Raw genomic sequence first — 26714 nt, 5'->3', positions numbered from 1 at the left:
AAAAAGTAACTTGCTTACAATTACTTTACTAACATCATCTTTCTTGTAGAAGAGAATTGAGGTGTTGTGATCTTATAGATATAAGTACCACTGGTTAATTTTGAAGCATCAAAATTAGTTTCATAAACACCAGCACTCTTTACTTCGTTTAACAATGTAGCAACTTCTTGTCCAAGAGAATTGTAAACTTTTAAAGTAACCATACCACTTTCCAAAACACTAAACTTAATAGTTGTATTCGGGTTAAATGGGTTTGGATAGTTTTGAGCTAATTCATACTTAACTGGAAGCTCTGGTAATTTTTCAACACCAAGAGGTGTATCACCCATCGTACTCCAAATATTCAGAACTTCGGCAGTTGTTAATTGAGGTGTAAGGTTGATAAAGTGATCAGTACCTACTGATGATTCGTTATCATTAGCACCGGTATTTGAAGGTAATCCCCAGTTAGCACCGTATTTGTACTGTATACGTAAAGGTGAATACTGTGGGAACACTAAATCAACTGTCCATATTTTATCACCAGCAACTTTATCGCCATGTGTAGCATCATCATATAAGAAATGAACTAATGCTAAATCAGCATCGGGCCATCCACCACCAGGCCATTTTAGTGGAGGAACAGCGCCAGCGATAAATACATTATCAACTGATGTAAATGCATTACCTGTAACTGAAGAAACTGCATTAGTTACATCTACCTGGAATTTAACTGTAACAGGGAAATTAGTAATTGTTTCTGGAGTATTGTCATTATAGGTACGTTCAATAAATGCAGAACCAGCATTTAAATCATCTTGAGTAAAGGTATAGGTCTTGTTAGGATCGCCTTCCCAATTTACACCGCCTGCTCCGTAAATCCAGGCATATTTATAATTCCAAGTTTCACCAGCAGCAACAGTATATTTCTTTGTAATTTCATAGAAATTTGGACTGGTTGGATTTGGTGACATTAAATCAGTACCGCTCCATCCGTTAAAGCTTCCTCTAACAGTCATAGTATCGGTAGCAGTATTAAAACGACCGGAAACTATTTCATATTCCATATTAGCAGAAAATGTAACGTCGATTTCTTTGCCAACTTTATCAACATTATTGAAAAATACGACGTCAAGAGTTTGGGTAGGACCGGTTAATGTAAATGGTCTATCAGAAATACCTTCCCAATTGTCGGTACCACCTTTAATGATAACAAATTTAAATGCATAAGCTGTTCCTGCTTTAGCATCTGGTAAATTTGCAGTAACAGTATAAATTTTATCAGCATTTGGATCTGTACATGTGAACATTGTACCAGCCCAATCAGCAGCATCGCCAGCATCTATCTGGAAGCTACCACGTACCACAACCTGATCGGTACCTGGAGTAAAATTGCCAAGTGCTTCCTGAACAGATAAATCAACCTGGAATGTAACAGGAATTGCTGCACCGCCGCCTTTTGTGAATTTTGATATAAACGGCATTCCGCTTCCACCAAATGTTCCTACGTATGCTGTCATTCCATCAGGACTGAAGGCAATACCACGTGGTCTTTCATTTTCTGGTGTTGCAGTTGAAGGTGCTAAATAAAAACTATCTGTAAGAACACCTGAAGTAAGGTTTAAACCATACCATGAATTTGGAGTATATGGGGGTTTGGTTGGTTTATCAAAATAAGAACCGCAGCTTGCCCACAAATTTTTTGTGATTGGATGCCATGTCATCGATTCGGTCATACCACCATCAAATATAACACCGACAGAATCATATGCTGAAAATTCATCGGCACGTTGATATACGTAAGTTAATTTCTTACCAAACCTTGGTATATACAATGTATTGCCGTCAGAACTGACTGCCAATGTTCTACCATAATCTGGAATGACATCAACAGCATTTTGAATAAAGTTAAAATCTTTATCGTATATTTGAACAGGATTTCCACCTAAAACAGCGCCAACATAAATATTACCAGCAGCATCTGAAACAGGAGCAGTTGGAGACCAAGGAAGGTCGCCTGCTAACTTTAGCATTCCTTCTCCAGTTTTGTAATTGATTTTATACATACTCCAAAAGCCATCCACAAAAAGAATATTCCCTTCTGCATCGGCATTCATACCGCGGCAGGAATATCTTAAAGTATCTACAACGCCACCAATTGTAAGAAATTTAATTGGTGAAAATGATGCTTCTGTTCCATCAGGATTGTAAACAAAAATGGGTTTAAGATATCTAGTTGGTGGTCCAACAAGACTATCAACGGTAAATGTATATGGAGCTGCCCAAACCTTACCATCAGGATCTACAGCAATTCCATGAAGGTCCGAAATTTTACCATCGGGCCAAGGACCCTGGTTTGTCCACTGAGCTTGACTAATTGAAGCGAACAGAACCAAAAGTGCAAAAAGAGATAGAATACGTTTCATCATTATAGAACTCCTCCTAATTGTTTATGAATCGTTAGTGCTAAAATAGAATAATTTTTGTTTTTTACAAACCCTTTTTTAAAAAATATTAATAATTAATTAAAGCAATAATATATATCCTTCCAACGTTTACCCCTCTTAAATTCAGTGTAAAGATAGTAAATAATTCAAATAATATCCTAATCAAAAATTTAGATAATAAAAGAATCAACTTTTAATTTGAATTAGGCATTGCGACTTTTAGACTTACTTTTGTTAGTAATAATTTTAGTATACCTTGCTGGATATAAATTGGATTTTGTCTCAATTAAATGATGAATTTTATTTATGTCGCATTAAAGGTTTACTAGTATTTAAAGTAAAAAAGCCGGTTACATTCCTGCCTAAAACAGGCTGGATAAACCGGCTTTTAAAAATAGTAAATGCTAAAAATTACTTAATAAGCAACATCTTTCTTGATGAAGAAAAGTTTGCAGTTGTAATCGTATAAATATAAGTTCCGCTTGTTAATTTAGAAGCATCAAAATTGGTTTCGTAAATACCCGCACCTTTAACTTCATTCAACAAGGTTGCAACTTCCTGACCAAGTGTGTTATAAACTTTTAAAGTAACCAATCCAGTTTCAAGCACGCTAAACTTAATTGTTGTACTTGGGTTAAATGGGTTTGGATAATTTTGTCCTAATTCATACTTGGTAACAATGTCAGAAACTTTTTCAACACCTGTTCCAGTGTAGATAATTTTTTGCATTAGTGGGTATCCACTTGTACCAAAACATCCAACATAGGCAGTCTTACCATCCGGGCTAAAATCAATTGCGCGAGGTCTTTCATCCGGACTATCGGGTGTTGTATAAATCCATTTCATACTATCTGTCACTGTCATATTATCCAGGTTCAATTCATACCATGTATTGTTTGATAGTTGATATGTTGCACTTAATGCGCCAGCAGGAGAAAACCATGAACCACCAGAAGCCCAAAGATGTTTTGTAACTGGATGCCAAACAATGGATTCAGTTTTAAAACCAGGGATTAACCCAACAGAGTCATAAGCAGAAAATTCATCTGCACGATGATAAATATAAATACCTGCTAAAGTATAAGAGCACCAGTATATTGTGTTGCCATCTGCGGATACTTCCATTGTTCTTGCATAACCTTGGGAAGCATCAAGAGCATTATATAGATAGTTGAAATCTTTATCGTAAACCAGCACTGGAGCAGGTGCAACAACACCACCCACGAAAATATTGCCAGCCGCATCTACTGCAGGGCATAGAGGCGAAGTAGCCAATCCGTTATCACCCAGTTTAACTTTATTCATCATTTCCCCGGTTTTATAATTAAACCGGTACATATTTTTCAATCCATCTACATAAAGAATATTTCCATCGAGGTCCTTTCGCATACCACGTACATTGCTTCCTTTTAAAGTATCCACAACCCCGTTAATAGTACCACGCCAAATAGGTGAAAATGATGCGGGGCTTCCATCTGCATTAAATACCAAAATTTGACGAACAACAATGGTATCTGTTCCCGTCCATAGTTTTGTTGGAGAAAAAGTTTGATTCCAAACTTTACCATCCGGATCAACAGCAATTCCATGACTTCCATCACCAAGCAAACTTGCATTAGGCCATGCACCCTGATTCGTCCATTGTGCATTACTAATTGAAACAAACATAACCAATACAGTAAAAATAGATAGAATACGTTTCATCATAATAGAGCTCCTCCTGATTTATTTATAAAAAGTTAAGTGTAAAATAAAATAAATTTTGTTTTCTGCAAAGAACTTTTTACAGAAAATATTTTAGTCTTTATTGGGAACTTATCTAATTTCAAAATGCAAAAAAGACAAATAACATTTCATTGTTTCATATTATTTTCAAGGAACAAAGTATTGAACATATTTTGAAGACTAATTAAAGAATTCATCTTTCCAGAATAATACCATTAATAACTCTTTCGATAAAATAGGTAAAGACCAAATTTATATCCTTCAACTTTCCGAAATAAAATATCCTTTTATTTTCTCCTTTTCATCCGGGAATTAAAATTTTATTCCTAATGAAAAATGCTGTGTATATTTTAGTATTCCAAAATCCTGATAGGCGTAGTCCACCATCAATCCCACTCCGGAATTAAACTCATAACTAAGTCCGGCGCCTAACGTTAAACCTTCTTCACTTTGATCCTGGAATAGCGCTTTATAACCAGCACGCAAAGATATTATTTTCATAAAATTGTATTCACCACCAATATTTAATGATTCAGAATTATCACTTGGATGAAGGGCATCGGCGCCAATAGTAATACGATGCATATCTGTATTAATTGCATCCATAGCAATACCGATCCTGAATGTTAGAGGCAAAGGATAAGAATCAGTATTAAGCTTGGCAAGAATCTGTTCATTATTTCCGAAAATATTCCGGTTAATATCGTGCTGAACATAAAGATCTTTTCCATCAAGTTTCATATCAGTACCAAAGTTGGAAATACTTGCACCAACTCGTAAACCATAAATATCCGATAGGAAAAGTACCCCCAAGTCCGCTGCAACGGCACTTGAAGATGAGTTATAGATTTTTTGATTTACATATTTAACAGTACCGCCAACTGAAAATCTATCTGTTAAATTATACGCATAAGTAAAAGCAAAAGATAAATCATATGGATTAAAGAATTCACCAGTTCCATCAGGTTCATTAAGGTTAGTAACTTCCATATCACCATAATCCAAATAAGTTAAACTCAAACCCACAGCACCCATATCACCCATATTTAGAACGGCTCCCGCCCAATTATAATTAATGTCTGCAAACCATCGGGAATGTGAAAAATATGCGCCGTTGCTGTTAAGTCGCGAAGCACCAGCAGGATTATAATATAAAGAAGTTACATCGTTAGCAGTAGCAACAAATGCGCTGCCCATACTAATTGCGCGTGGTCCAACTGCAATATTTAAGAAAGGTGCAGCGGTAGAACCAACTTTATTTTGCCCAATCAGACAGCCAATCAGTAAAAAATTTATTAATATTATTTTTTTCATAGTGTTGTCTCCAATTATTTAATTAGGGCAAACTTGCCGATTTTTTTACCAATGCCCTCAGCCTCAACTACATAAACATATACACCATAAGCAACATCAATATTTTCTTCTGTACGTAAATTCCAATAAACATCACCAACGTAAAGATCAATGTGGTGCAATGTTTTAATCAGTTCGCCTCGTACAGTAAAAATTGATATTTTTGAACCCGGGGGAATGTGAGTGAATCTTATTTCCCTTTCCCCGCGCCCGCTGGTTTGTGTTGATAACAAACGAGCTTCTGCTTCGTGAGTAACTATATATGGATTGGGAACAACTTTAATTAAATCCATTTGAGATTTTGCAAGCGAGTTTTCTATTTCTGAACCTTTCATCTTAAATCTAATCCGGTCTGAATGATTAAAAGGTTTTAATGTAGAAAGTGTTAGCTTGCCTTGCGTTTCTAACGGAATTTTTGGTAACGAATAACTTATATCTACCTTCCACGTTCTTATGTATTTACCAAGAATATGCTCTTTAAAGAAAATAGAATGAATCGTTGTTAAAACACCGGATGTTCCATAGAAGAAATCTATATACTCATTTCTTGTAAGGTTTTTAACCTTAAATTTAACCGGTTGAGCAGGAAACCTATTTGACAATCTGCTTTTCGGAAATAAAGTATCTGCAACAGAGGTATCAACAATAGTATTATAAAATTCCACCTGATAATCACTTGGTACTATTGTTCCATTGTTCTGTGGATTAGTTACATCTTTTAGAACAGTAAAGTTATATTTCGGAGCAGGATCACCACCAATGCCTTCAAACTTGGAATTACCGGTATCTTGCTTAATAACAGCATCATTATAAAGCAAAACTCTATAACCATGTTGAATAGGTGTATTACCAAGGAACACCTGGGATCGGGCAACCAGCGAATCATAAGGTGCTGTGTAAGTATCACCAGTTACTTTGTGTGCAAGTTTATTAACAAAAATTGTGTCTGTACCAACAGGAAGTTGCAATGTTTCTGTTGGATTTACAATCTTTGTTTCTTTGGTTAGAGGTATGTAAACTGTATCCGGAGTTTGCAAATCTATTAACGACCAATTAGTAGTATAAGATTGAACACCAGTATCCTGGAATGCAATTTCATAAGAAAAACCATTTCGTATAGCTTTATCATCAATAATTTCAACTTCAACATCACCAGTACCTATAAAGTTAGGTGACTTTTGTAAATCAGAATATTTTGCTTTGCTGTAACCTACTGGTCTTGCACCCGGTGTAATATAAGCAGTATTAACAGCAGTAATAATTTCGCCGGTATTCGCACGTCGGATTTGTTTAGAATTTTCTGATGGGAAAATATCCAACGCAGCTTCACCTTGATCATAGGCGCAAACAGCATAATAATAAGTTTGCCCTTTGACAACATTTGAATCTACAAACCTGTTTACAATCCCAGTATTGCTGCCTAACCAGAATGTTGTTCCACCAGCTTGCTCTAATAAACGCTGGCTTGGATAAAAATATCCTTTCACACTATCAATTAAATCATATTGAGCAAGTGGTTTATCGAAGGAAAGATTTCCCTGGGCGTTTGTAATTTCTCTTGCATCCTGAAAAGTAATATCTGTTGCACGATAAATTTTGTAACCCTGAAAATCTTGTTTCTTTGTGATAAAATCCCGAGAAGTTTCGGTAGGTGCGCCATCCCAGTAAAGAACAACCTTTCCATCGTCATCAGCTATAGTTATTCTTGGTGCTACTGGCGCTTCTGGAAATTTATATCCCTGATCATAAATTTGCTGAACAATTTTTTTGTTGGCAACTATATCGTTATAATCTTCACCAAACAATAAAGCAGTAGAAAAAATTTGTTTTACGTTCGGATCTCCATTAGATGGCAGCAATGGAAAATATCCTGATGCATAAATAAAATCACCATCCTGTGGAATTGGTGGGATTACATCAAATCTACCTGGGCTCATTCTATTCCACAAACCTTCATCATCACGCATATCCGGAGCAACTGTTAGATTAAAAAAGTTAAATGAAGTAAGTCCAATCTGATCTGATTCGTGTGGATCAACTCTTCCGAAATTTGGTTCACCTTGATCCGGACGACCATTTCCTTCACCAAAATCAGCACCGGGATAATCATTATCATAAGGACCTAAACCATCAATTCCAACGTCATCAAATTTGGGATCCCAATCACCATCTTCATCAATATCATTATCTCTTTTTTCATCAATCAAAAGATCACTCATTCCAGCGCCGGTAATATAGTTTCTGTACTTAACTGGATCGTTACCTTTTAAAATTCTAGTTTTATAATTTATAGATTCATTTTCATCAATCAAGCCATCCAGGTCATTGTCTATTCCATCATAGGCACTAGTGTCTGGTATAGCAATTTGACCATTTGGTGTGGGTTGGTACCTGGCAATATTTCCTTCCCGGAAATACTTGCCCGGTTTAATAGTAAACATTACTCCCATAGAAAAAACAGTATCAATACCACCAATTTTAATTTGGTGAAGTGTTCTTTCATATGTTTTGGGATTTATAAGAACAACCTGATCACCTGCACGGTAAGTTACTGAATCAAAATCTGCTTGTACAAAGCGAGGTGAGCTTCCATCTTTGGAATCATTATCATTATCAATTCCATCAAGGGAATTGCTTGGTGATTCCAAATATGCATAACCTACATAACCAACTTTCTGTCCATGGTTTCCAATTCCCGGAGGAGCATCATATGAGTATGTAATTGACTCTTCAGGATAGAAGTCGCCAAGATCATCACCGCTATCACCATCACCGCCAGCAAGAGTACCAACAACATTACCAAAAGCTGCTTTTCTGTAAATTGTAGTTCCTTCATTAGTAATAGCAAAGAGCCAGAATAAAACATCTTCGGCAAGAAAGTTAGACCACTGGAATCCCCGAACACGCATTGTTAATCCCATTCCGTGGCGTGTTGCATCCAAACTATCTGGTAAAAATAAAGCACCTTGTGCTTCATCAAAATTTTTAAAGTTAAATTCATCATCCCATTGGTCATCTGCTTCATAAACACTTTCCTCACCATCTCTAATTCTAATACCTCGCCCAAAATAACCGAACCACTGGGTTGCACCTTTATCGTCTTTCCAATTAGCAGCTACCGGATCGTTCCAACCTTCGGTGGGCCAGGTGTAATCCAAATGACTCATTGCCGGAGATTGTTTTCCAATATCCAAGGCATTATTACGGAAACCTGGTCTTGGATTGAAACCCCAAAAATGGTTATCCCTTGGATGTCTTTCTTCAGACTCATGGCTGCGAGGACCACGCGAGATAGAAACTGAATGTAATGTATCTCCAAGTTTATTAATAAATTCAACTCCAATTAGTGGAATTAAATCACCAATATAATTTTCTCCGCTTCCATTAGGCCATTCACCACGTACATCAACACCAGATAAAAAGCCTGATATCTGTCCATCATCATGAAAGGAAATTCTTATTCGATTTCCGTCATGGATTCCTGTCCAGGGTGTATAGTCAGAAGGATTGCTTCTTCTTTGTGCCACTGTGAAGGAACTACAAAGTAACAATCCTAAAATAAGTTTGATAAAATTCTTTTTGCTCATATTTAACCCTTGTTAAAAATTATAAGATAATCCAAATTCAACTCTTCTTGGTTCAGAAAAGTTTGTAGGATTATTGTAGTAATCTACTAAAGTATTATAAAATCGCTTTGGTTGAATTTTTCTGGCATCGACAATATCAAAAGTAAATACCGGATCTCCGGAATTATCGTAAACACCAGTAGCATTATCCAGATCGAGCAGATTAAATACTTTAAGGAAAAGCGAAATAGTAGTATTTCCAAATGGAATATCTTTATATAATCGTAAATCTAAATTGAAAATAGTCGGTTTGTTTTCACTGTTTCTGGGAAAACCATTCTGGGAAATAATTGTATTTTTGTTAACACCCGGAGTAAAAGGTTGACCAGAATAAAAATTTCCGATCATTGAAAATCCCCAATCCCTGGCTTCAGTGTATGCTACTGAAATATTTAAAGTGTGCGACTGATCCCAGTTTAACGGTGCGATAAATGTTTCTGGTAACGCCCCGGCTGCAATTGCATTTCTGGCATCCTGCGGATTTGATGCATTACCTTTTGTAACTGAATAAGTATAATCTAAGTTTGTAGAAAGTCCACCGGAAAATCTTTTTTCAAACTTTACAATAAATCCTTTAGAAAAGCCGAAGTCGGAATTTGCATATTTGAAATAACTTCTGCTTCTTCCGTGGACAAGTATTTCATCAGATTGTGTTCCAGTTAAGTTTCTAAAGTCTTCAAAGAACATTGTAAGATCAATAGAAATATCGTCACCAATCTGTTGCTGCAATCCAATTTCACCTTTGATTGTTTTCTGCGGATTCAAGTCTGCATTTCCAAAAGTACCTTGTATACCGGAACCAGTACCAAGTTCAAATTCCGGATTTTCATACATAAGTTCGTAAGGAGGTAATTGCAAGAAATGTCCGTAGGAAAAGTGAATTACACCTTTGGCAGTAATAGGAAAAGCCAAACCAATACGCGGGCTAAATTGATATTTTACTTTTGCATCTTTATACCAATATGCTTGGCGTTCTGCAAGTGTAACATCTGTTTCACCCAAATCCTGAACACCATTACCATTAAGATCGTGGAATCTGTTTGCAGGTTTTAATGGTGAAGTAATAGTTGGATCAGTTGGATCAGATAAAATCTTGCCATCAGGATTAAATATATCTAAGCGAACACCAAGATTAAAAATAAGGTTGAATGCTTCCAGCTTGGATTGAATATAAAATGAACCTTCCTGTGGTTTATGTAAGTACTCATTATTCTGATCGGACGTGATAGGTGGAACGGACATTATAAATTGGCCTGCTTCATTCCTATCTGGAATTAAAGTAATGCTATGCATATACAATTGATGCTGCTTGGCATCAATTCCAAATTGAATATTTAATTGTTGAGTAAGCTGAGTTGTCCAATCCAATTTAGCACCGATAGTGCTCGTGTTTCTTGTAAATCTACTCCAATCTGTTCCACCAATATTAAAACTATATGGTGGTGTTTTTAAAATATCATTATTTACATATTGGGTTGGATTGTTTGGATCATTTGTATTTATATCTTTATATAAATAGTCTCGATAGTCCTTAAAGAAGTATGATAAATTAAGAGTGTAATAAGTTGATGCAGAAAGTGCATGATTTAAGGCAAGTGTATTAGTATAACCTTTTCTAAATCTTTGCTTATTATTATCAGGTGTTAACCGGTTTGCTCCATTATAATCTTTATAATTCTGTAAATCAATAATGTAATTATAACTTAATTTAACACCAGTAAATAACCTGCTGGTAAGTTTACCCTGCGCAAATATTCTTTCGTTGGGATTCATTGGAACATATTTATTACTATCACCACTCTGAGTAATAATAAAGTCGCTTCCATTAGAACCTGGTCGTTCAATTGCTTTATCTGTAGTTAGAAAAGTTTGCCTTCCATACAAGTAACCAGTATTATAAAAATATCGTCCATTTAAAAAGAAATATAATTGATCTTTGACAATCGGACCGCTTAAGCTTCCTTCAAAATTTCTTATGGCAACCGGATTGATATTTTCAATGTACCAAAATTTTTCTTTTTTATTCGAAGCATAATCACCAACATAAGCCTGTACACTACCAGTTAAAGTATTATCACCATCCTTAGTAACAATATTTACAATACCAGACATCGCTTGCCCATACTCGGCATTAAATGCACCGCTTACAACTTGTAATTCCTGAATTGAGTTTGTTGCAACATCAATAACGTTGCTTCCATCGTAAGCATCTGTTACCGGAACGCCATCAATTTGAAAAGCTATTTGACCGCTTCTGCCACCACGCAAGTGTAAACCACCGCCACTGTTTACAATACCTGCCTGCAATTGAAGAACATCACCCACATCAGTTACAGGAAGTTCTTTTATTAAATCATTTCCAACAATTGAAGTTGAAGCTGTCAGATCTTTTTGAATGAGTGGTCGTTGAGCAACAATAACCACATCCGACTTAAGCGTAATACTGGTTTCTGACATTTGAATATCAACATTTGTAGTTAGATCGATTGATACTTTAATATTAGAAATAGTTACAGGATTGTAACCAATTGCTGTAGCTTTAATTGTAAAAACATTCGGCGGAAGATTAATAATATTAAAATATCCATTCACATCTGATGCTGCTCCAAATGATGTTCCTTCTACAACAATGTTTACAAATGGAATTCCCTCGCCATTTGTCATATCTGTAACCCGTCCTGAAATTTTACCTGTAGTTCCAAGGTAATAAGGAAGATTTGTAGAAGAAATTAGGAGAAGCATAAGAAAGGAAAGATAAAAATGTAGCTTATATCTCATGATACCTCCATCTCGAAAGATGATTTTGTTTTATAACCATTATAATATACTAGTTATTTACTTTTTAGTGTTTATAACTTAACAAAACTTAGTGTAAAGTAAAAACGGAATATTTTATTTTAAAAGGTAGAAATTATTTAATACATTTCACCGTTGACATTATCCAAGAATATTTTAATGCAGTTATTAACCCGGAGAAAAAGTGGAATTAACCCAAAAGCAAAAAGATTGGATCTTAATGAATCGAAATAAATTGACGACTGAAAAAATAGCATCTGAATTAAAAATTTCTCAAAAAATTATAAAAGATTTTCTTGCATCAAATAAATCTTCTAAATATCCAAAATGGTTTTATGCTGTTCCTGTTTTAATTCCAATTGTATTTCTTATAATACTTGAAACTTCACTACAAATATTTAATTACGGAAACACTTATAATCAATGGGTTCAGATTACTAATGATAAAATAATGCTCAATCCTCAAATTGCTTATAGATATTTTTTTTCTACAAAGGGAATTCCTTACTCCAACCAAAATGTTTTTGATAAAGTAAAAAAAACAAATGCGTTTAGAGTTTTTATTTTAGGGGAAAGCAGTGCAGCGGGCTATCCATTTCTTCCAAATGGATCTTTTGCAGTTTATATTAAAAAACGTCTTGAACTTCTTTATCCTGACAATACTATAGAAATAATTAATCTAAGTATGTCTGCAATAAATTCTTATGCATTAAAAGATATGCTTCCAGGTGTGCTGGAACAAAAACCAGATTTAATATTAATTTACACCGGACACAATGAATACTATGGTGCTCTTGGTGTTGGTTCAATGGAATCATTAGGAACTTCAAGAGAAATTATAAACTTTGTTCTTTGGTTAAATAAATTTAAATCTGTAGAATTATTAAGGAATGCAATCAAGTCGGTTGCAAATTTATTTTCATCTCCAAAAGAAACAACTGAAGGCGGAACACTGATGGCTCGAATGGCAAAAGATCAAATGATTCCACTTCACTCCAGCTTATTTGAAAAAGGAATAAAGCAGTTTGAGAATAACCTGAATGATATTTTTAATATTACACACAAAGCAAGTGTACCAGTAATAATTGGAACGTTAGCATATAATTTAAAAGATCAGGAACCATTTATTTCTACAACAGAGGGTAATTTACCCGCAGCAAAAAATATTTTTGAAAAAGCAAAATCAGAATTAAAAATGGGCAATAGGAAACAAGCCGATTCTTTATTTAGATATGCAAAAGATTTAGACGCACTTCGCTTTCGCGCACCTGAGAAAATCAATCAAATTATAAATCAGCTTGCACTAACTTATAATTACCCAGTTGTTGATGTCGATAAATATTTCAATTCAATAAGTCCTGATGGCATAGTAGGCAATAATTTAATGACCGACCATCTCCATCCTACATTATCTGGTTATCAAATATTGGGGAGATTGTTTTTTGAAAAAATGAAAGAAATAAATCTCCTACCCAAAGGTGAACCGGTAAATCTTCAGGATAAAACGCAGGATAGTATAGTGCTTCATCAATATCATTTTTCGCAACTTGATTCTACAATTGGGAATTTTAGGATCGCATATTTAAAGAATGACTGGCCATTTGTAAATAAAAATCAAATTAAATCCCCAAATGAAATAATTAAACTACATACTTATGTTGATACTGTTGCGATAAAAGTTGTTGATGGTAAAATTCCCTGGGAAAGAGCACATAGAGATATAGCACAATATTACTTAAAGAATAAAAATTATTCTTTGTTTGCTGAAGAGGTTAGAGTTCTAACCGATCAGTATCCTTTTATTAATGAGTATTATGATTTTGCACTTAACCAATTGTTGATGTTTAGGCAATACGAATTAGCTTATAATTTTTTAATTGAATATAATAAAATTGAACAAACTGCATTCACCACAAAATGGTTGGGAATAATAAGTCTATCCAGAGATAAAACTGAGAATGCATTACAATATCTTAAAACAAGTTTAGGATTCAATGGTCAGGATACGCAGGTTCTCTACAACCTAGCTGGTGTTTACGTATTAAGGAAGGAATATAATTTAGCGCTAAACATAATTAATCAATGCTTAGAAATTGATCCCAATTTTCCAGGTGCTAAAAAACTGCAAATGCAATTAAATAGTATTAAAAGAAATTAGAATATCGCATAAATAAATGGTGCAAGCGCCGAACCCTGAGTTAGAATAATCAATCCTCCTAACAATACAAGGATTATTATTATTGGCATCAGCCACCACTTCTTACGTACTTTTAAGAATTGCCAAAGTTCTGAAAGTATTGATAATTTGCTCATGATTTTCCTAAATGAAATTCCAAAACTCAATTACTAATTGATTTTATAAATATTGTAGTAATTAATAATTCAATTTCCATGTTTCTAATGAACTACCCCGCCGCAAGCGGACGGGGTATCAACCCCAAAAAGCAAAAGCAAGATACGCCGCAAGCGGCCGGGGAATTAACCCAAAAGAGATTAAAACTGTCTTTCGTAATCTGATGGATTAAATTCTTTCTTAACTCGTTTTTGCCAATAAGATTTTTCTTCCGTTTTAAATTTTAGAATTAAAAAATTTTTCCCAAATAACTTTGCTAAAAACCTTGTTGGCGTTAATACAAAATAAAAAATTAAACTTAAAATTATTCGTGTAGATACCCATCCTAAAATTACTGAAAAAGCCATCCAGAATTTTTGAAGCGGGAGTAATAATATTGGGAAGGTTAATCCAACAAGAATAATTATTAAACCTCCACCGAACCAAAGTTTACTAATATTCCCTTTCAACAGAAATATGATTAAACCAATAATGATTAGTGCAATTCCAATCGTTAAACCAAAACTTCGCAAATCTTTTTTTGTGCTTTTAATATTTTTTATTTCTTCAATTATCATATCAAAACTTATATTTTAATTCACTTCTCTTTTAAATAATTTTAGGAATCAATCAAGTGTAAATTCCTTCTTCCAATCTTTAGATTCTATAATATTTTTTTGCTGATTTTTATCAATTAAAAAATTTCCCATCATCAAATAATCCATATTTGTTTGCATAAAACATTTGAATGCATCGTTTGGTGTGCAGACAATTGGTTCGCCCCTAACGTTGAACGAAGTATTTACTATTACACCGCAGCCATACTTTTCATCGAACTCTTTTATTGTTTGCCAGTAAAGAGGATTTGTTTCTTTATGAACTGTTTGAATTCTTGCCGAATAATCAATATGAGTTACAGCCGGAATATCTGAACGAACTACATTTAATTTGTCAATTCCAAAAAGTTTTTGTTGATCAGCATCCATACTTTTTTGCCGATCTTTTTTAACATCAGCAACAAGAAGCATATACGGACTTGGTTTATCAAGTTCGAAATAATCAGAAACTTTTTCATATAAAACAGATGGTGCAAATGGACGGAAACTTTCCCTGAATTTTATTTTAAGGTTCATCGTTTCCTGCATTCTTGCAGAACGTGCATCGCCAATTATTGTTCTGGAGCCAAGCGCTCTTGGTCCAAACTCCATCCTTCCCTGGAACCATCCAATTACTTTTTCCTGTGCAATCAAATCAGCAACAATAGATGGAATTTTTTCTTCTTCAATTTTCTGAAATGGAATAGAATTATTATTTAAAAATACTTCAATCTCCTGCTGAGAATATTCGGGTCCAAGATAAGAACCTAATTGAAAATCAGTTTTATTATCCGCAATTCTTTCATTATTCAAATATTGATACCATACAAACAAAGCAGCACCAAGTGCTCCGCCAGCATCTCCGGCAGCAGGTTGAATCCAAATATCATCAAACGGACTTTCTCTTAACAACTTGCCATTGCCAACACAATTAAGAGCAACACCACCGGCAAGACACAAATATTTTTTATTCGTTTCTTTATAAACATGATTTGCTGCACGCAGCATTACTTCTTCTGCTACTTCCTGAACAGAGCGTGCTAAATCCATTTCGCGCTGAGTTAGTTTTGTTTCAGGCTTTCTTGGTTCACCACCAAACAATTTATGAAATTTCTTGTTGGTCATAGTAAGTCCGGCACAGTAATTAAAATATTCCATATTCAACCTGAATGATCCATCTTCTTTCAAATCGATCAGTTCGGTAAGTATTAAATCTTTATACTTTGGTTCGCCATAAGGAGCCAAGCCCATCACTTTATATTCGCCGGAGTTTACCTTAAATCCCGTATAAAAAGTAAAAGCAGAATAGAGCATTCCAATTGAATGTGGAAAAATTATATCAGCTAGAATTTCAATTCTGTTATTTTCGCCGATGCCATAGCTTGTGGTAGTCCACTCACCAACACCATCCATTGTTAGAAAAGCAGCTTCCTTAAATGGTGAAGCGAAAAATGCGGAGGCAGCATGAGATTCATGATGTTCCGGAAAAATGATTTTTCCATAGTATTGCAACTCTTCTTCAATATATGATTTCATCCAGAGCTTTTCTTTTATCCACAGCGGCATTGACTTAATGAAAGATTTTATTCCTAACGGAGCATAAGCAAGGTATGTTTCAAGCAAGCGTTCGAATTTTAGAAAGGGTTTATCATAAAATGCAATATAATCAAGCTGCGATGATTTGATGCCGTTTGATTGTAAACAATATTTAATTGCATTTATTGGAAAGTTATGATCATGTTTCTTTCGTGTAAAGCGTTCTTCCTGAGCGGCGGCAGCAATCTTTCCATCAACAACAAGAGCTGCTGCGCTATCATGATAAAATGCTGAAATACCAAGAATGTTCATCGATTTCTTTTATACTTTAATTAAAATCCAACCAACCGTACTAACGTTACGATCAAGAAATTTAGGCTTACAAACTTTTTTTTCAAACATTGTTTTCATTTCAAATTTTCATTCGAAAATTAAGAAAAAATATTGTGGATGTTAAATATCAAATTTGTTATTCAAAAATAAAATTATCGTCATTCATCCAACAATAAAAAAGCCCCTAATGATATAGGGGCTTGTAAACATTTTATTAAATGTTCTATTCGCGAACAACCCAGGTTTTAATAACCGCAGTTACGCTTGGATGCAGTTTAATATTCACACTGTAAATTCCTAAAGACTTAATGGCTTCCGGAATTTCGATTTTTCTTTTATCGACTTCGTGACCTTTCTCTTTAAGTGAATCAGCGATCATCTGATTAGTAACAGTTCCAAAAATTTTATCTTCCTCACCAACCTTAACCGGAATAGTGATTGAAATTTTTTCAAATTCTGCGGCTAATCTTTCTGCAGCCATTAATTCTTTGGCTTTCTTTTTGGTAAATGTTTTTTTCTCTTCCTCAAGTGCTCTTACATTTCCTTTTTGAGCTGCGTAAGCAATACTGCGCGGAATCAAAAAGTTGCGTGCAAAACCATCTTTAACTTCTACAACATCACCTATTTGCCCAAGTTGATCAAAATTTTTCCTTAATATTACTTTCATCATTCCTCCGTATTACTTCAACGCTTCTGAAATGTATGGCAGAAGTGCTATTTGTCTTGCTCGTTTAATAGCGCTAACTAATTCCCTTTGATGCTTTGTGCAGGTACCAGTAATTCTCTTGGGGATAATCTTACCTTGTTCTGTTAAAAACTTAACCAATCTTTTTTCATCTTTATAATCGATGTAGGTTATATTCGCTTCGCAAAATTTACATACTCGTTTATTTTTCATACTCTTAACCGTTATGTTGTTTATTATTTAAAAGTTCTGATTCTTCATCCGACAAAAATTTATCAAATGAATTATCTTCGTAATCCAAATCATCTTCTACTGATTCAATTGTACCGTTTTCGCCATTGCCTGGAGCCCGACCAACTTTATTTAAAAATTGGATTCTCTTGGCTTTTATTTCCACAATACTTCTGTTATGACCATCTTCAGTTTTCCAACTTCTGCTTTGAAGTTCGCCATCTACAAGAACTGCAGAACCTTTTTTAAGTCTATCCCTGCAACTTTCAGCTAATTTATTCCATGCAACAACACCAACATAGCATACATCTTCTTGCCATTGATTAGAGCTGTCTTTGTATTTTCTATTAGCCGCGATAGAAAAATTAACAACAGGTGTATTATTGGAAGTTTGTCTGAAGATAGGATCTTTAGTTAAATTTCCTGCTACCAATACACTGTTTAATTCGGGCATTTTCAAATCGCTCATGCTTTAATCCTCCATAGAATCGTTTAGTTTTTATACTTCGTTTGCTAAAATTTCACCTGGTAAAGTTTCTGCCGATTCAGCCAAAAGAGCATCAAGCTTTTCTTGATCTTTTAGTGCTTTGCTTTTATCGAGATATTCTAAAGCGAATTTATCAAGTTTGATTGTTAAGTAGCGTAGGATATATTCATCTAACTGGTACATCCTTTCAAGTTTTGAAATCAATTCTGGCGGTGCAACAAATCTAATAATAACATAATAACCGCTCTTTGTTTTGTTGACTGTATATGCGAGTCTTTTTCTGCCCCATTTGTCAACGTCAACCATTTCACCACCATTAACACGAATTATATCTTCGATTCTTTTAATAGCAGCTTCGATTTGATCTTCTTCGATTGCAGCATTTATTATTACTGCGCTTTCGTAGTTGTTTTTTTGCATGTCCTGGTTCACCTCCCTTTGGACTAATGGCCTCCCGCAAATGCGAGAAACAGGGTTTGTACATTGTTATTTATATGCTTTGCAAAATTCTATAATTTCTACATCTTAATCAAGTACTTTAATATAAAAAATAATATCCGACTTATTGTTAAAGTTTAATAGCGTTGCTGTAATAATCTAGCATCAAACTGGTTCCACCTTTAATAAATTCAGCTATCAGGTTACTCCAGAATTTGAAAGATGTTTTCATTTGTTCTATTTCATCATCATTAAATTTATCCAATACATAATCAGTCATCATCCCATCTTTGAAATCTTTTCCAATACCAATTCTTAACCGAGGGAACAGATTGGAATTAAGATGATAAGTTATCGATTTGATTCCATTATGACCACCATCGCCGCCTGATTGGCGTATCCGCAACTTGCCAAAATCTAAATGAACATCATCACAAAGCACTAATAAATCATTTTTATCTATAACATATTTTTCTGTTAATTCCACAGCGGCTATACCACTAAGATTCATAAACGTAGTAGGTTTAGCTAACACAAAAGGAAAATTCTGTAATTCTCCCGCCACATAATAATAATTTTGTTTGGAAGATGAGAATAAAAGCCGGTTTTGATTTGCGAAAAAATCGAGTAATAAAAACCCAGCATTGTGTCTTGTAAATTCGTATCGTTTACCAATATTACCTAAACCGATTACCGCACGCAATTAAATTATTCTTCTTCTTTTTCTACTTTGCCTTTAGTAATTACTTCTGGTTCTTTTACTTCTTCACCTTCAGCAGGCGTAGCTTCCTTTTCAACCTTAGGTGGTACTACGGTTACTAATACTGCATCTGGAGCATTTAATATTTTAACCTTATCAATTTTAATATCGGCAGCATGAATTGCATCGCCAATACTAAGTTGTTCAATTTTTACTTCTATATGCTCTGGTATATCGGCAGGTAAACATTCAACAAGAATTTTATGAATTATTTGTTGCAACATTCCACCCTGTTTAATACCAACAGGATTTCCTATGAATAATAGTGGAACTTCTATTTCAATTTTCTCATCACGCGAAATGCCCAATAAATCAAAATGCACTATTTTCTCTGTAATTGGATCGAATTGAATGTTTTTCAAGATACAAGGTAATTCAACCCGATTCTCTACAGCGAGGGAAATAATATGCGTTTCGGATGTGTATACAAAAGGTTTAAGTGCAGCTTCGGCAACATCTATAGAAATTGGTGCGTCTTTCTTATGGTAATATATACCAGGGATTCTTCCACCTATTCTTAATTGTTTGTTGGCGCTTTTACGACTTATTATTCTTTCTTTGGCATTTAATGTAATCTCAGCCATGTTTTCTCCAGTAAATTAATTCAAAAAACCTTATCCCTTATCAATTTCAAATAAGGAGCTAATTGACTCGTGTCTGTGTGTTCTTAAAATAGCTTCGGAAAATATTTCAGAAGCTGTTCTTACAACAAATTTTTCTGATTTTCTTGTTTCGTCCAAATATATGGTATCTGTAACATAAATTTTTTCAATATCAGATTTCTCTAATCTATTGAATGCATCATCCGAAAGTAAAGGATGAGTAACAGCACCAAAAATTTTTTTTGCACCTTGTTCTTTTAATGCCTTAATTGCCGATACAAAAGTACCGCCAGTATCAATTAAATCATCAACTATAAGTACATTCTTATCCTGAACGCTACCAATAATATTCATCGCTTCAACTTGATTTGGTCTTGGTCTTCGTTTATCGATTACAACCAAATTAGCCTGAAGTCTTTTTGCATACGAGCGGGCTAATTTTATTCCACCAATATCCGGAGAAACAAGTACTAAGTTTTCTTTATGATCTCTGAATAATCCCGAAAAAATCGGTGATGCATAAAGATGATCAAAAGGAATATCAAAAAATCCCTGAATCTGAGCAGCGTGTAAATCCATTGTAATTACACGATCAGCTCCTGCAATTGTTATTAAATTAGCAACCAATTTTGCAGTAATTGAAACCCGGGGTTGATCTTTTCTATCTTGCCTGGCATATCCAAAATAAGGAATTACAGCAGTTATTCTATTTGCGGATGCTCTTTTAGCAGCATCAATCATAATCAACAGTTCCATCAGGTTTTCTGCCGGTGGATGAGTTGACTGGATAATAAAAATATCTAAACCGCGTATATTTTCTTTATATTTTACCCAAATCTCACCATCGCTGAATCTTTGTAATTCAATTTCACCTAAATCTGTTTTAAGATTAGAGGCAATCCTTTCTGCTAATTTAGGATTAGAACTTCCTGAAAAAATTCTAAAATCAATTTTTGACATTAATTTTTAATATTCATCTTAAAAAGAAGGGTTAAATATAAGTAAAACTAAAAGGTATGTCAACAAATTGATTCATCTGCAATTAGCTTGTTTAAAATCTAAAAACAAGGTTTTTATGATTTATTTTTTCTAAAAAGAAAAACTATAACTACTGATAGAACAAGTATGGCAAGTACAAAAATCCAAACCGGAGTTTCTTTTAATTTGAAAGGACGGTAAGAAGCTGTGATTGTTTTTCCCATTCCAATTTCTGACAGTTTATATTTCCATGTTAATTTATTTGAACTTTTCGCATGAGCATTATGCGTAATTATTTCACCCGGCAGGTAATAAACGTAAACAATAGAAAACAGGCTTGCATCAAAACCAAACCCTGTTGCTGCTGGGGATATGAATTGCGAAAAAATTTTCTGTCCTGCTGCGCCATCTTTAAGAGAAAAATTTGCTTCCTTAAATGCTTTTGCATTATTTAATGAGTCAATATTTTTAAAACTTAATTCAATTTTGGCATGAATAGTACTATCTTTTCCATCATTATAAACCTCAAGGTTTTCTATTGTATTATACTTAGAAGTAAATTCTTTACTAATAGAATCAGAATTAAAAATACCAAATTGATTTACAATCAATGAATCCTGAGCTGTAGCCATTTTCATCCAATAATGGATAAACATTTCACCAGAGCCATCTGTCTTTAAAGTAGTTTCCTGATAATAGTTTAAGCAACCTGGAATAAATAATAAAAGCGCAAATATAAAATAGATTTTCTTTTTCATAATACGTAGATGGAAATTTGTTAATCAAAATTGTTAAAATAGCAGCACTATTGCAATACATATGAAGAAAAATATTAAGGGAACTTTTAACCGATTTTTTTAATTAGTATTTTTGTAAATACTTTAGAGGAAAAGAATGCCGACATACGATTATAAGTGTACAAATTGTGACTATACTTTTGAAATTTTTCAGATGATGACGGAAGAAAATATTAAAATATGCCCAAAATGCAATGGAAAACTAAAAAGATTAATTGGTTCTGGGTCCGGTCCAATCTTTAAAGGATCTGGGTTTTATCAAACAGATTATAAAAATAAAAGTAAAACTCCATCTAAGGAAACAAAATCAGAAACACCTAAAAAGAGTACTGTACCACCACCAAAGAAAGATTAAAGCCGATGTACCTTTTATATTAATTAAGCCTGAGTTAAATTATTACTTCCCATTAATTTCACTAATAATAAACGGTACCTTACCTTGTACAGAAGTTTTTAATTTCTCCATATAAGTAATGTTATATATAAAATCACTCCCCAGATAGTTTTTTATTTGACTGATTAGAATTTTTTCATCTTTCAAAGTGTATTTGGGTCCCTTAATAATACAAAACTCAGCCTCTCCTTTTTGTTTTTGTACTATTTGAGCTCTCCGGATGTTGTAAGATTTTTTAAAGATTAGAGGAGCCGTAACTAACTTGGTATTATTTTTTAAGAAAAGCGCTTCCTGAGCTCTTCCGGAAATCTCTTTAACCACTCTTGATTTTCTTCCACATGGACATTGAAAATCTGAATTATATACTATTGCATTATCACCAGTATCGTATCTTAGCAATGGGAAAGCTTTATTATGGTAATTAGTTCCAACAATTTTGCAAGAGCCTTCTCCATCTACTTTAATAAATTCAACAAACGAAAAAGATTCATCAACATGCAGATTAGAGTGTTCGCATTCAAATATATTTGCGGCTCCTTCAGTTAATCCATATAACTGTTTTACATTACAACCAAAAGTCAGTTCAATTTCTTTCTTTTGGTATTCATATATAACTTCTGAACTGCAGGTAATTAAAATTAGTTTTAAACTTCTGGCTAAATCTTCCAACTTTAATTTTTGCACAAGGCTGTTCATCTGGATTAATGCAGAAGGATAACCATGAATCCATTTAATGTTATTTTCTTTTATTAACTCTAAATATTTTTTAATCGTTGTTTCAGTCAGATGAGGATAAGAAAGAAGAAGTTGTTTAGTAAAATAATCTTTAATCCAAAAAGGTGGTTTAACCTTTCCAATTTCAATTAGCGGTTTTCCGTATAGATAAGCACACCAACTATTAAATTTAATGCCATTAATTATTCTAAACTTCCAGAACAAAGCCCATTGATGATATAAAAATTCATTCGAGACCGGATATTTAAATACTTCACCGGTTGTTCCGGAAGTACTTAAATAACTATTAACAAATTTTTGGTTTATAATTTCCTTATAGCTCAATTTAGCATTAAGCTTATTTAGTAATGGAGTACTGTAAAAATCATTTTCATTTTTAAGTGAATAATATTTTGAGCCGTTTATTAAATTGGATATTTTTTTATAATCAAGCTGAAAGTTTTCAGTTTTGTCATTTGTAAGATAAAAATCAAGAATCTGGAAAAATTTTTTCGTGTACCTCTTCCGGGTTAAAATGAATCCATAAACGTTTACCATTAGAATTTTTAAAAAATGCGGGAGGTAAAAATATATTTTTATCATCTATACATCTATAAAACATTTAATTCATCATCGAATTTGATAGACCCTCGTTAAGGGAAATGTAAAACCTATAGGTAAAATTTTGCAAACTAAATCATTAGGTTTTGTGCATTAAAATACTGCAATACTATTAACCTTTAATTGAGTTTAGATAAAAATTTTGAAATAATCAATCTTGTTAAACTAATATGTTGTGATTTGGTACCAGTCATTAAATCATTTCTAATATAGCCGGAAGGATTGCATAAAACAATAAAGCGAGGTTAAAAAAAACCTCGCTTTATTGTTATTAACTATTTTAAATAAATCATTTTCTTTGAAGAAATAAAATTACTTGTGCCACCATTGGCTCTCGCTTCCAATCTATAAATATAAATTCCAGACGCTATTCCATCTGGTACCCAGTTTATTTCATAACTCCCGGATTCCTGAATTTCGTTTACAAGAACACGAACTTCCTGCCCAAGCATATTATAAATGATTAGTTTAACGCTGCTATTTGATGGAAGTGAATACCTAATTTTTGTATTTGGATTAAACGGATTTGGAAAATTCTGTTGAAGTGAAAATTCTTTCGGCTGTTCAACATCCTTTTCTTTGTTAATTTCCAATTCAGCACCAGCTTTCGCAAGGAAAGGATTGCCATTTAAGAATGGAGAAATTGGTGTTCCACCGGAACTACCTACTGCAGCAAATTCAACTAAATTGTCTGTGGCTTTACCACTGCCATCATTAGTTACTGAAAATTGATCACCCGGATGTCCGTTCGGTAAAAATATTTGAGGATGATCAAAAGGAGCACTTTGGTTTCGCACTCTTTCGTCCGTTAATGTTAAAAGAAAAGCAACGATAGCATCTTCTTCTGAGGATGCCAAATTTAATACTGTTATATCCGGCGGCATATCATTTAGATTTTCATTTGCGTTTCTAAAAAGCCCACCGGCATTGTAAAAAATAGCCTCCTCTTTTAAAGTAGCTTTTGAACCACTGTGAAAGTACGGACCAGTTAATTCCACATTCCTAAGTGATGGAACTTTGAAAGCTCCATTAACCGCAATTCTTTCCCCAGGTTGTATTGCTCCTGCAATCTGGAAATTATTCGCATTAAAAGGAATTGAATCTATAACCGTTCCATTTACCAACTGTTTGCTGAAAGAAAGTGGAAAGTTTAATATATCAGCTCCAATTCCTAAATCTTCATTTGTTGCTCTTACAGCAATGTTATAAAAACCAAGATCGTAAATAGCAGGATCTCCGTTTTTCATAATCATTCTGTCAATCGGACCTTTTTGATTGAACGCAGAAACAGATGCGTTTGTAAATTCTGGACCGGAATGGCAAGTTATACATTTACCTTTTCCCATAAATAAATTTAATCCTTGTTGTTCTTGAGCAGTTAGAGTAGCCGTACCTTCTCTAAATTTATCAAATTTAGAATCGTTTGAAACTAAGGTTTGCTCGTATGCCTGGATTGCCAATCCCCAGAACATAGAAAAGTTTGCCTCCATTAGTGTAAATTCATTTGTTGTAAGTGGACTCCCCTTAGGTCCAGAAATAACAGGCTGCCCATTTACAAACGTGATTACATTATTCGAATTCCACCATTGGGAATTGAAAGCAGTCTTAATTAACGATGAGTAACTTATGCTTGTATCAAGTCCAGGTAAAGGATTTCTGGATAATGTTCCTAACCTGCTATCACTTAAACTAACTAATTGCTTTGCAAGCGGTTTAAGCGCAAGAAGTTTTTTACCTAACTTCGCAAATGTTTTTCCATTGAATGACATTTCCGTTTCATTTAGCGGTGGACCAACGGTCTGCGAAGCCAGGCTTGATAAAGGTACTGCTATTGTAACTGGTGTAACTGTTCCACCAATTATTTTTAATACTTTTGCAGATTGATCTCTTGGTCCAAATGGAGTAACACCATTAAATACCGGATTAGCTCTTCCATCCCAGAAATTTCTATATGTATATACTGCATTAATAACAGATGGTGCATTTCTTCCTGTTACTCTTCTTAAGTTTACTCCGGATACATTAAAGGTATTATCAGCTTGAAGCGTTCCAGATTCAACATCACTTCCCACACTTATATCCGTAAACTGAGTTTTAAATATTCCCTGAGAACCAACAATATCATCATCTGTTCTATTTTTAGAAAAAGGGAAATCATTCATTGACAGCTGATAATTTGGAGCTTTACCAAATCCAAATGTACCAGACACTCCCGGATGAACTTGATTTTTGCTTCTTGTATCAGCCCCAGCATTAAAATGGCAGCTAGCGCAAGCCTGCACTCCATCGCTTCCAACCTGCATATCCCAATATAATGCTTTACCCAATTTTATAGCAGCATCGTTATTTACTATAAACTGAGTAAGATCAAAACCAAGAACTTTATCAGGACCAGGAATTGAAACTGTTTTAAGAGATGCCGGAATAGTCGGTGCTGATTTTACAACAACAATTAAACTATCTGTTGATTGAAAAATACCATCACTTGCTGCAAAACGAATTTTATATGTACCTGCCAAAGAAAAAGTAGCTTTTGTTTTAAGTGAATCAGAATGATTAAATGTAATCAATCCCGGTCCGTTTATTTTTGTCCAGGCAAAAACTAATTTACCTGGTGGATTTGGTAAAGTGTCATCTACGGCAGTTGCAGTAAGCAAAACAGAATCTACCGGCAATGTAATTTGTTGGTTCAAACCAGCATCTACAACTGGTGGTTTTGTAATGTTAATTACAATTGTATCTGTAGATGTAAATTGCCCATCATTACTGCTTAGAACAAGCTTGTACGTTCCTGATTTTGGAAAAGTTGCTATAGTTGATAAAGCATTTGCATTTTGAAAAGTAACACTTAAAGGACCACTTGATTGGGTCCATGAGTTAGTTAAAGTTCCAGGAGGATTTGGTAATCCATCATCTGATGCTATTCCATTCAATGTTACACTATTTGTTGGTGGTGATATTGCATTGTCCGGACCAGCATTTACGAGTGGTGGTTGATTTTGACGAACAGTTATCTTTACTGTATCTGTCTTTGATAGTGAACCATCATTTGCTGTTAGCATCAAATTGAATGTTCCTGAACTCGGAAATGTTGCCGTGCTTGTTAATGAATTTGCATTACCGAATGTTACTCCGGCTGGTCTGCTTATTTGTGTCCACGTATTGGTTGTTGTTCCCGGTGGATTCGGTAATCCATCATCTGTTACTGTTCCACTTAATGTTACTGAATTGGTTGGTAATGTTATTGTCTGGTCTATCCCTGCATTTACTACTGGTGCCTGATT

At 34.1% G+C, this 26714-nt stretch carries 20 protein-coding genes; 2 read left to right on the top strand and 18 right to left on the bottom strand.

Annotation, left to right across the window (positions count from 1 at the left end; all coding sequences use genetic code 11):
• Positions 1 to 20: 20 nt before the first annotated feature.
• The 5 genes from NTX22_16130 to NTX22_16110 form a co-directional block, all read right to left on the bottom strand.
• Positions 21 to 2408, bottom strand: a complete 2388-nt coding sequence (locus tag NTX22_16130) for a T9SS type A sorting domain-containing protein (GenBank protein MCX6152055.1) — start codon at positions 2406 to 2408, stop codon at positions 21 to 23.
• 429 nt (positions 2409 to 2837) lie between these two features.
• Complete coding sequence (locus tag NTX22_16125; protein ID MCX6152054.1) at positions 2838 to 4133, bottom strand: T9SS type A sorting domain-containing protein; 1296 nt, start codon at positions 4131 to 4133, stop codon at positions 2838 to 2840.
• Positions 4134 to 4463: 330 nt separating this feature from the next.
• A complete protein-coding gene (locus tag NTX22_16120) occupies positions 4464 to 5465 on the bottom strand; it encodes a PorV/PorQ family protein (GenBank protein MCX6152053.1) in 1002 nt (333 codons plus the stop codon).
• 14 nt (positions 5466 to 5479) lie between these two features.
• Entirely contained in the window at positions 5480 to 9091 is a 3612-nt protein-coding gene (locus NTX22_16115; protein ID MCX6152052.1) for a hypothetical protein, read from the bottom strand.
• A 12-nt stretch (positions 9092 to 9103) separates the two neighbouring features.
• Entirely contained in the window at positions 9104 to 11908 is a 2805-nt protein-coding gene (locus NTX22_16110; protein MCX6152051.1) for a TonB-dependent receptor, read from the bottom strand.
• A gap of 238 nt (positions 11909 to 12146) precedes the next feature.
• On the opposite strand from NTX22_16110, the gene NTX22_16105 reads away from it, so the two are divergent.
• Positions 12147 to 14084, top strand: a complete 1938-nt coding sequence (locus NTX22_16105; protein ID MCX6152050.1) for an SGNH/GDSL hydrolase family protein — start codon at positions 12147 to 12149, stop codon at positions 14082 to 14084.
• Here the strand turns inward: NTX22_16105 and NTX22_16100 are convergent.
• The 11 genes from NTX22_16100 to NTX22_16050 all read right to left on the bottom strand — a co-directional run bounded on the left by NTX22_16100 (position 14081) and on the right by NTX22_16050 (position 21662).
• A complete protein-coding gene (locus NTX22_16100; protein ID MCX6152049.1) occupies positions 14081 to 14239 on the bottom strand; it encodes a DUF5989 family protein in 159 nt (52 codons plus the stop codon). The genes NTX22_16105 and NTX22_16100 overlap by 4 nt on opposite strands.
• A gap of 180 nt (positions 14240 to 14419) precedes the next feature.
• Positions 14420 to 14836 (bottom strand): SxtJ family membrane protein, encoded by a 417-nt coding sequence (locus NTX22_16095; protein MCX6152048.1) that lies wholly within the window; start codon positions 14834 to 14836, stop codon positions 14420 to 14422.
• Positions 14837 to 14884: 48 nt separating this feature from the next.
• Complete coding sequence (locus NTX22_16090) at positions 14885 to 16702, bottom strand: carbamoyltransferase (GenBank protein ID MCX6152047.1); 1818 nt, start codon at positions 16700 to 16702, stop codon at positions 14885 to 14887.
• 244 nt (positions 16703 to 16946) lie between these two features.
• Complete coding sequence (rplI, locus tag NTX22_16085; protein MCX6152046.1) at positions 16947 to 17390, bottom strand: 50S ribosomal protein L9; 444 nt, start codon at positions 17388 to 17390, stop codon at positions 16947 to 16949.
• A gap of 12 nt (positions 17391 to 17402) precedes the next feature.
• Positions 17403 to 17621, bottom strand: coding sequence for a 30S ribosomal protein S18 (gene rpsR / locus NTX22_16080; protein MCX6152045.1), 219 nt, complete (start codon positions 17619 to 17621; stop codon positions 17403 to 17405).
• 4 nt (positions 17622 to 17625) lie between these two features.
• Complete coding sequence (locus NTX22_16075) at positions 17626 to 18108, bottom strand: single-stranded DNA-binding protein (protein ID MCX6152044.1); 483 nt, start codon at positions 18106 to 18108, stop codon at positions 17626 to 17628.
• A 30-nt stretch (positions 18109 to 18138) separates the two neighbouring features.
• A complete protein-coding gene (gene rpsF / locus NTX22_16070) occupies positions 18139 to 18546 on the bottom strand; it encodes a 30S ribosomal protein S6 (protein ID MCX6152043.1) in 408 nt (135 codons plus the stop codon).
• A 148-nt stretch (positions 18547 to 18694) separates the two neighbouring features.
• Positions 18695 to 19267, bottom strand: coding sequence for an aminoacyl-tRNA hydrolase (gene pth, locus NTX22_16065; protein ID MCX6152042.1), 573 nt, complete (start codon positions 19265 to 19267; stop codon positions 18695 to 18697).
• 5 nt (positions 19268 to 19272) lie between these two features.
• Positions 19273 to 19908, bottom strand: coding sequence for a 50S ribosomal protein L25 (locus NTX22_16060; GenBank protein MCX6152041.1), 636 nt, complete (start codon positions 19906 to 19908; stop codon positions 19273 to 19275).
• A 30-nt stretch (positions 19909 to 19938) separates the two neighbouring features.
• Entirely contained in the window at positions 19939 to 20886 is a 948-nt protein-coding gene (locus NTX22_16055) for a ribose-phosphate pyrophosphokinase (protein ID MCX6152040.1), read from the bottom strand.
• A 113-nt stretch (positions 20887 to 20999) separates the two neighbouring features.
• A complete protein-coding gene (locus NTX22_16050) occupies positions 21000 to 21662 on the bottom strand; it encodes a hypothetical protein (protein ID MCX6152039.1) in 663 nt (220 codons plus the stop codon).
• Between the two features lie 136 nt (positions 21663 to 21798).
• Here NTX22_16050 and NTX22_16045 point away from each other — a divergent pair, with 136 nt between their 5' ends.
• Entirely contained in the window at positions 21799 to 22056 is a 258-nt protein-coding gene (locus tag NTX22_16045) for a zinc ribbon domain-containing protein (protein MCX6152038.1), read from the top strand.
• A gap of 42 nt (positions 22057 to 22098) precedes the next feature.
• Here the strand turns inward: NTX22_16045 and NTX22_16040 are convergent, their stop codons facing one another.
• Positions 22099 to 23367, bottom strand: a complete 1269-nt coding sequence (locus NTX22_16040; GenBank protein MCX6152037.1) for a hypothetical protein — start codon at positions 23365 to 23367, stop codon at positions 22099 to 22101.
• Positions 23368 to 23705: 338 nt separating this feature from the next.
• The coding region (locus tag NTX22_16035) for a T9SS type A sorting domain-containing protein (GenBank protein ID MCX6152036.1) at positions 23706 to 26714 on the bottom strand (3009 nt) is incomplete at its 5' end.

It is taken from the genome of Ignavibacteriales bacterium, from assembly GCA_026390815.1.
In the GTDB taxonomy this organism is placed as follows: Bacteria; Bacteroidota; Ignavibacteria; order Ignavibacteriales; family SURF-24; genus JAPLFH01.
Note: the sequence above shows the minus strand (reverse complement) of the source record. Positions and strands in the feature narration are given on the sequence as shown.

Coding starts and splice junctions, on each gene's coding strand:
- NTX22_16130 (MCX6152055.1), bottom strand. CDS start 2,408: ATGATGAAACGTATTCTATCTCTTTTTGCACTTTTGGTTCTGTTCGCT.
- NTX22_16125 (MCX6152054.1), bottom strand. CDS start 4,133: ATGATGAAACGTATTCTATCTATTTTTACTGTATTGGTTATGTTTGTT.
- NTX22_16120 (MCX6152053.1), bottom strand. CDS start 5,465: ATGAAAAAAATAATATTAATAAATTTTTTACTGATTGGCTGTCTGATT.
- NTX22_16115 (MCX6152052.1), bottom strand. CDS start 9,091: ATGAGCAAAAAGAATTTTATCAAACTTATTTTAGGATTGTTACTTTGT.
- NTX22_16110 (MCX6152051.1), bottom strand. CDS start 11,908: ATGAGATATAAGCTACATTTTTATCTTTCCTTTCTTATGCTTCTCCTA.
- NTX22_16105 (MCX6152050.1), top strand. CDS start 12,147: ATGAATCGAAATAAATTGACGACTGAAAAAATAGCATCTGAATTAAAA.
- NTX22_16100 (MCX6152049.1), bottom strand. CDS start 14,239: ATGAGCAAATTATCAATACTTTCAGAACTTTGGCAATTCTTAAAAGTA.
- NTX22_16095 (MCX6152048.1), bottom strand. CDS start 14,836: ATGATAATTGAAGAAATAAAAAATATTAAAAGCACAAAAAAAGATTTG.
- NTX22_16090 (MCX6152047.1), bottom strand. CDS start 16,702: ATGAACATTCTTGGTATTTCAGCATTTTATCATGATAGCGCAGCAGCT.
- rplI (MCX6152046.1), bottom strand. CDS start 17,390: ATGAAAGTAATATTAAGGAAAAATTTTGATCAACTTGGGCAAATAGGT.
- rpsR (MCX6152045.1), bottom strand. CDS start 17,621: ATGAAAAATAAACGAGTATGTAAATTTTGCGAAGCGAATATAACCTAC.
- NTX22_16075 (MCX6152044.1), bottom strand. CDS start 18,108: ATGAGCGATTTGAAAATGCCCGAATTAAACAGTGTATTGGTAGCAGGA.
- rpsF (MCX6152043.1), bottom strand. CDS start 18,546: ATGCAAAAAAACAACTACGAAAGCGCAGTAATAATAAATGCTGCAATC.
- NTX22_16060 (MCX6152041.1), bottom strand. CDS start 19,908: ATGGCTGAGATTACATTAAATGCCAAAGAAAGAATAATAAGTCGTAAA.
- NTX22_16055 (MCX6152040.1), bottom strand. CDS start 20,886: ATGTCAAAAATTGATTTTAGAATTTTTTCAGGAAGTTCTAATCCTAAA.
- NTX22_16050 (MCX6152039.1), bottom strand. CDS start 21,662: ATGAAAAAGAAAATCTATTTTATATTTGCGCTTTTATTATTTATTCCA.
- NTX22_16045 (MCX6152038.1), top strand. CDS start 21,799: ATGCCGACATACGATTATAAGTGTACAAATTGTGACTATACTTTTGAA.
- NTX22_16040 (MCX6152037.1), bottom strand. CDS start 23,367: ATGGTAAACGTTTATGGATTCATTTTAACCCGGAAGAGGTACACGAAA.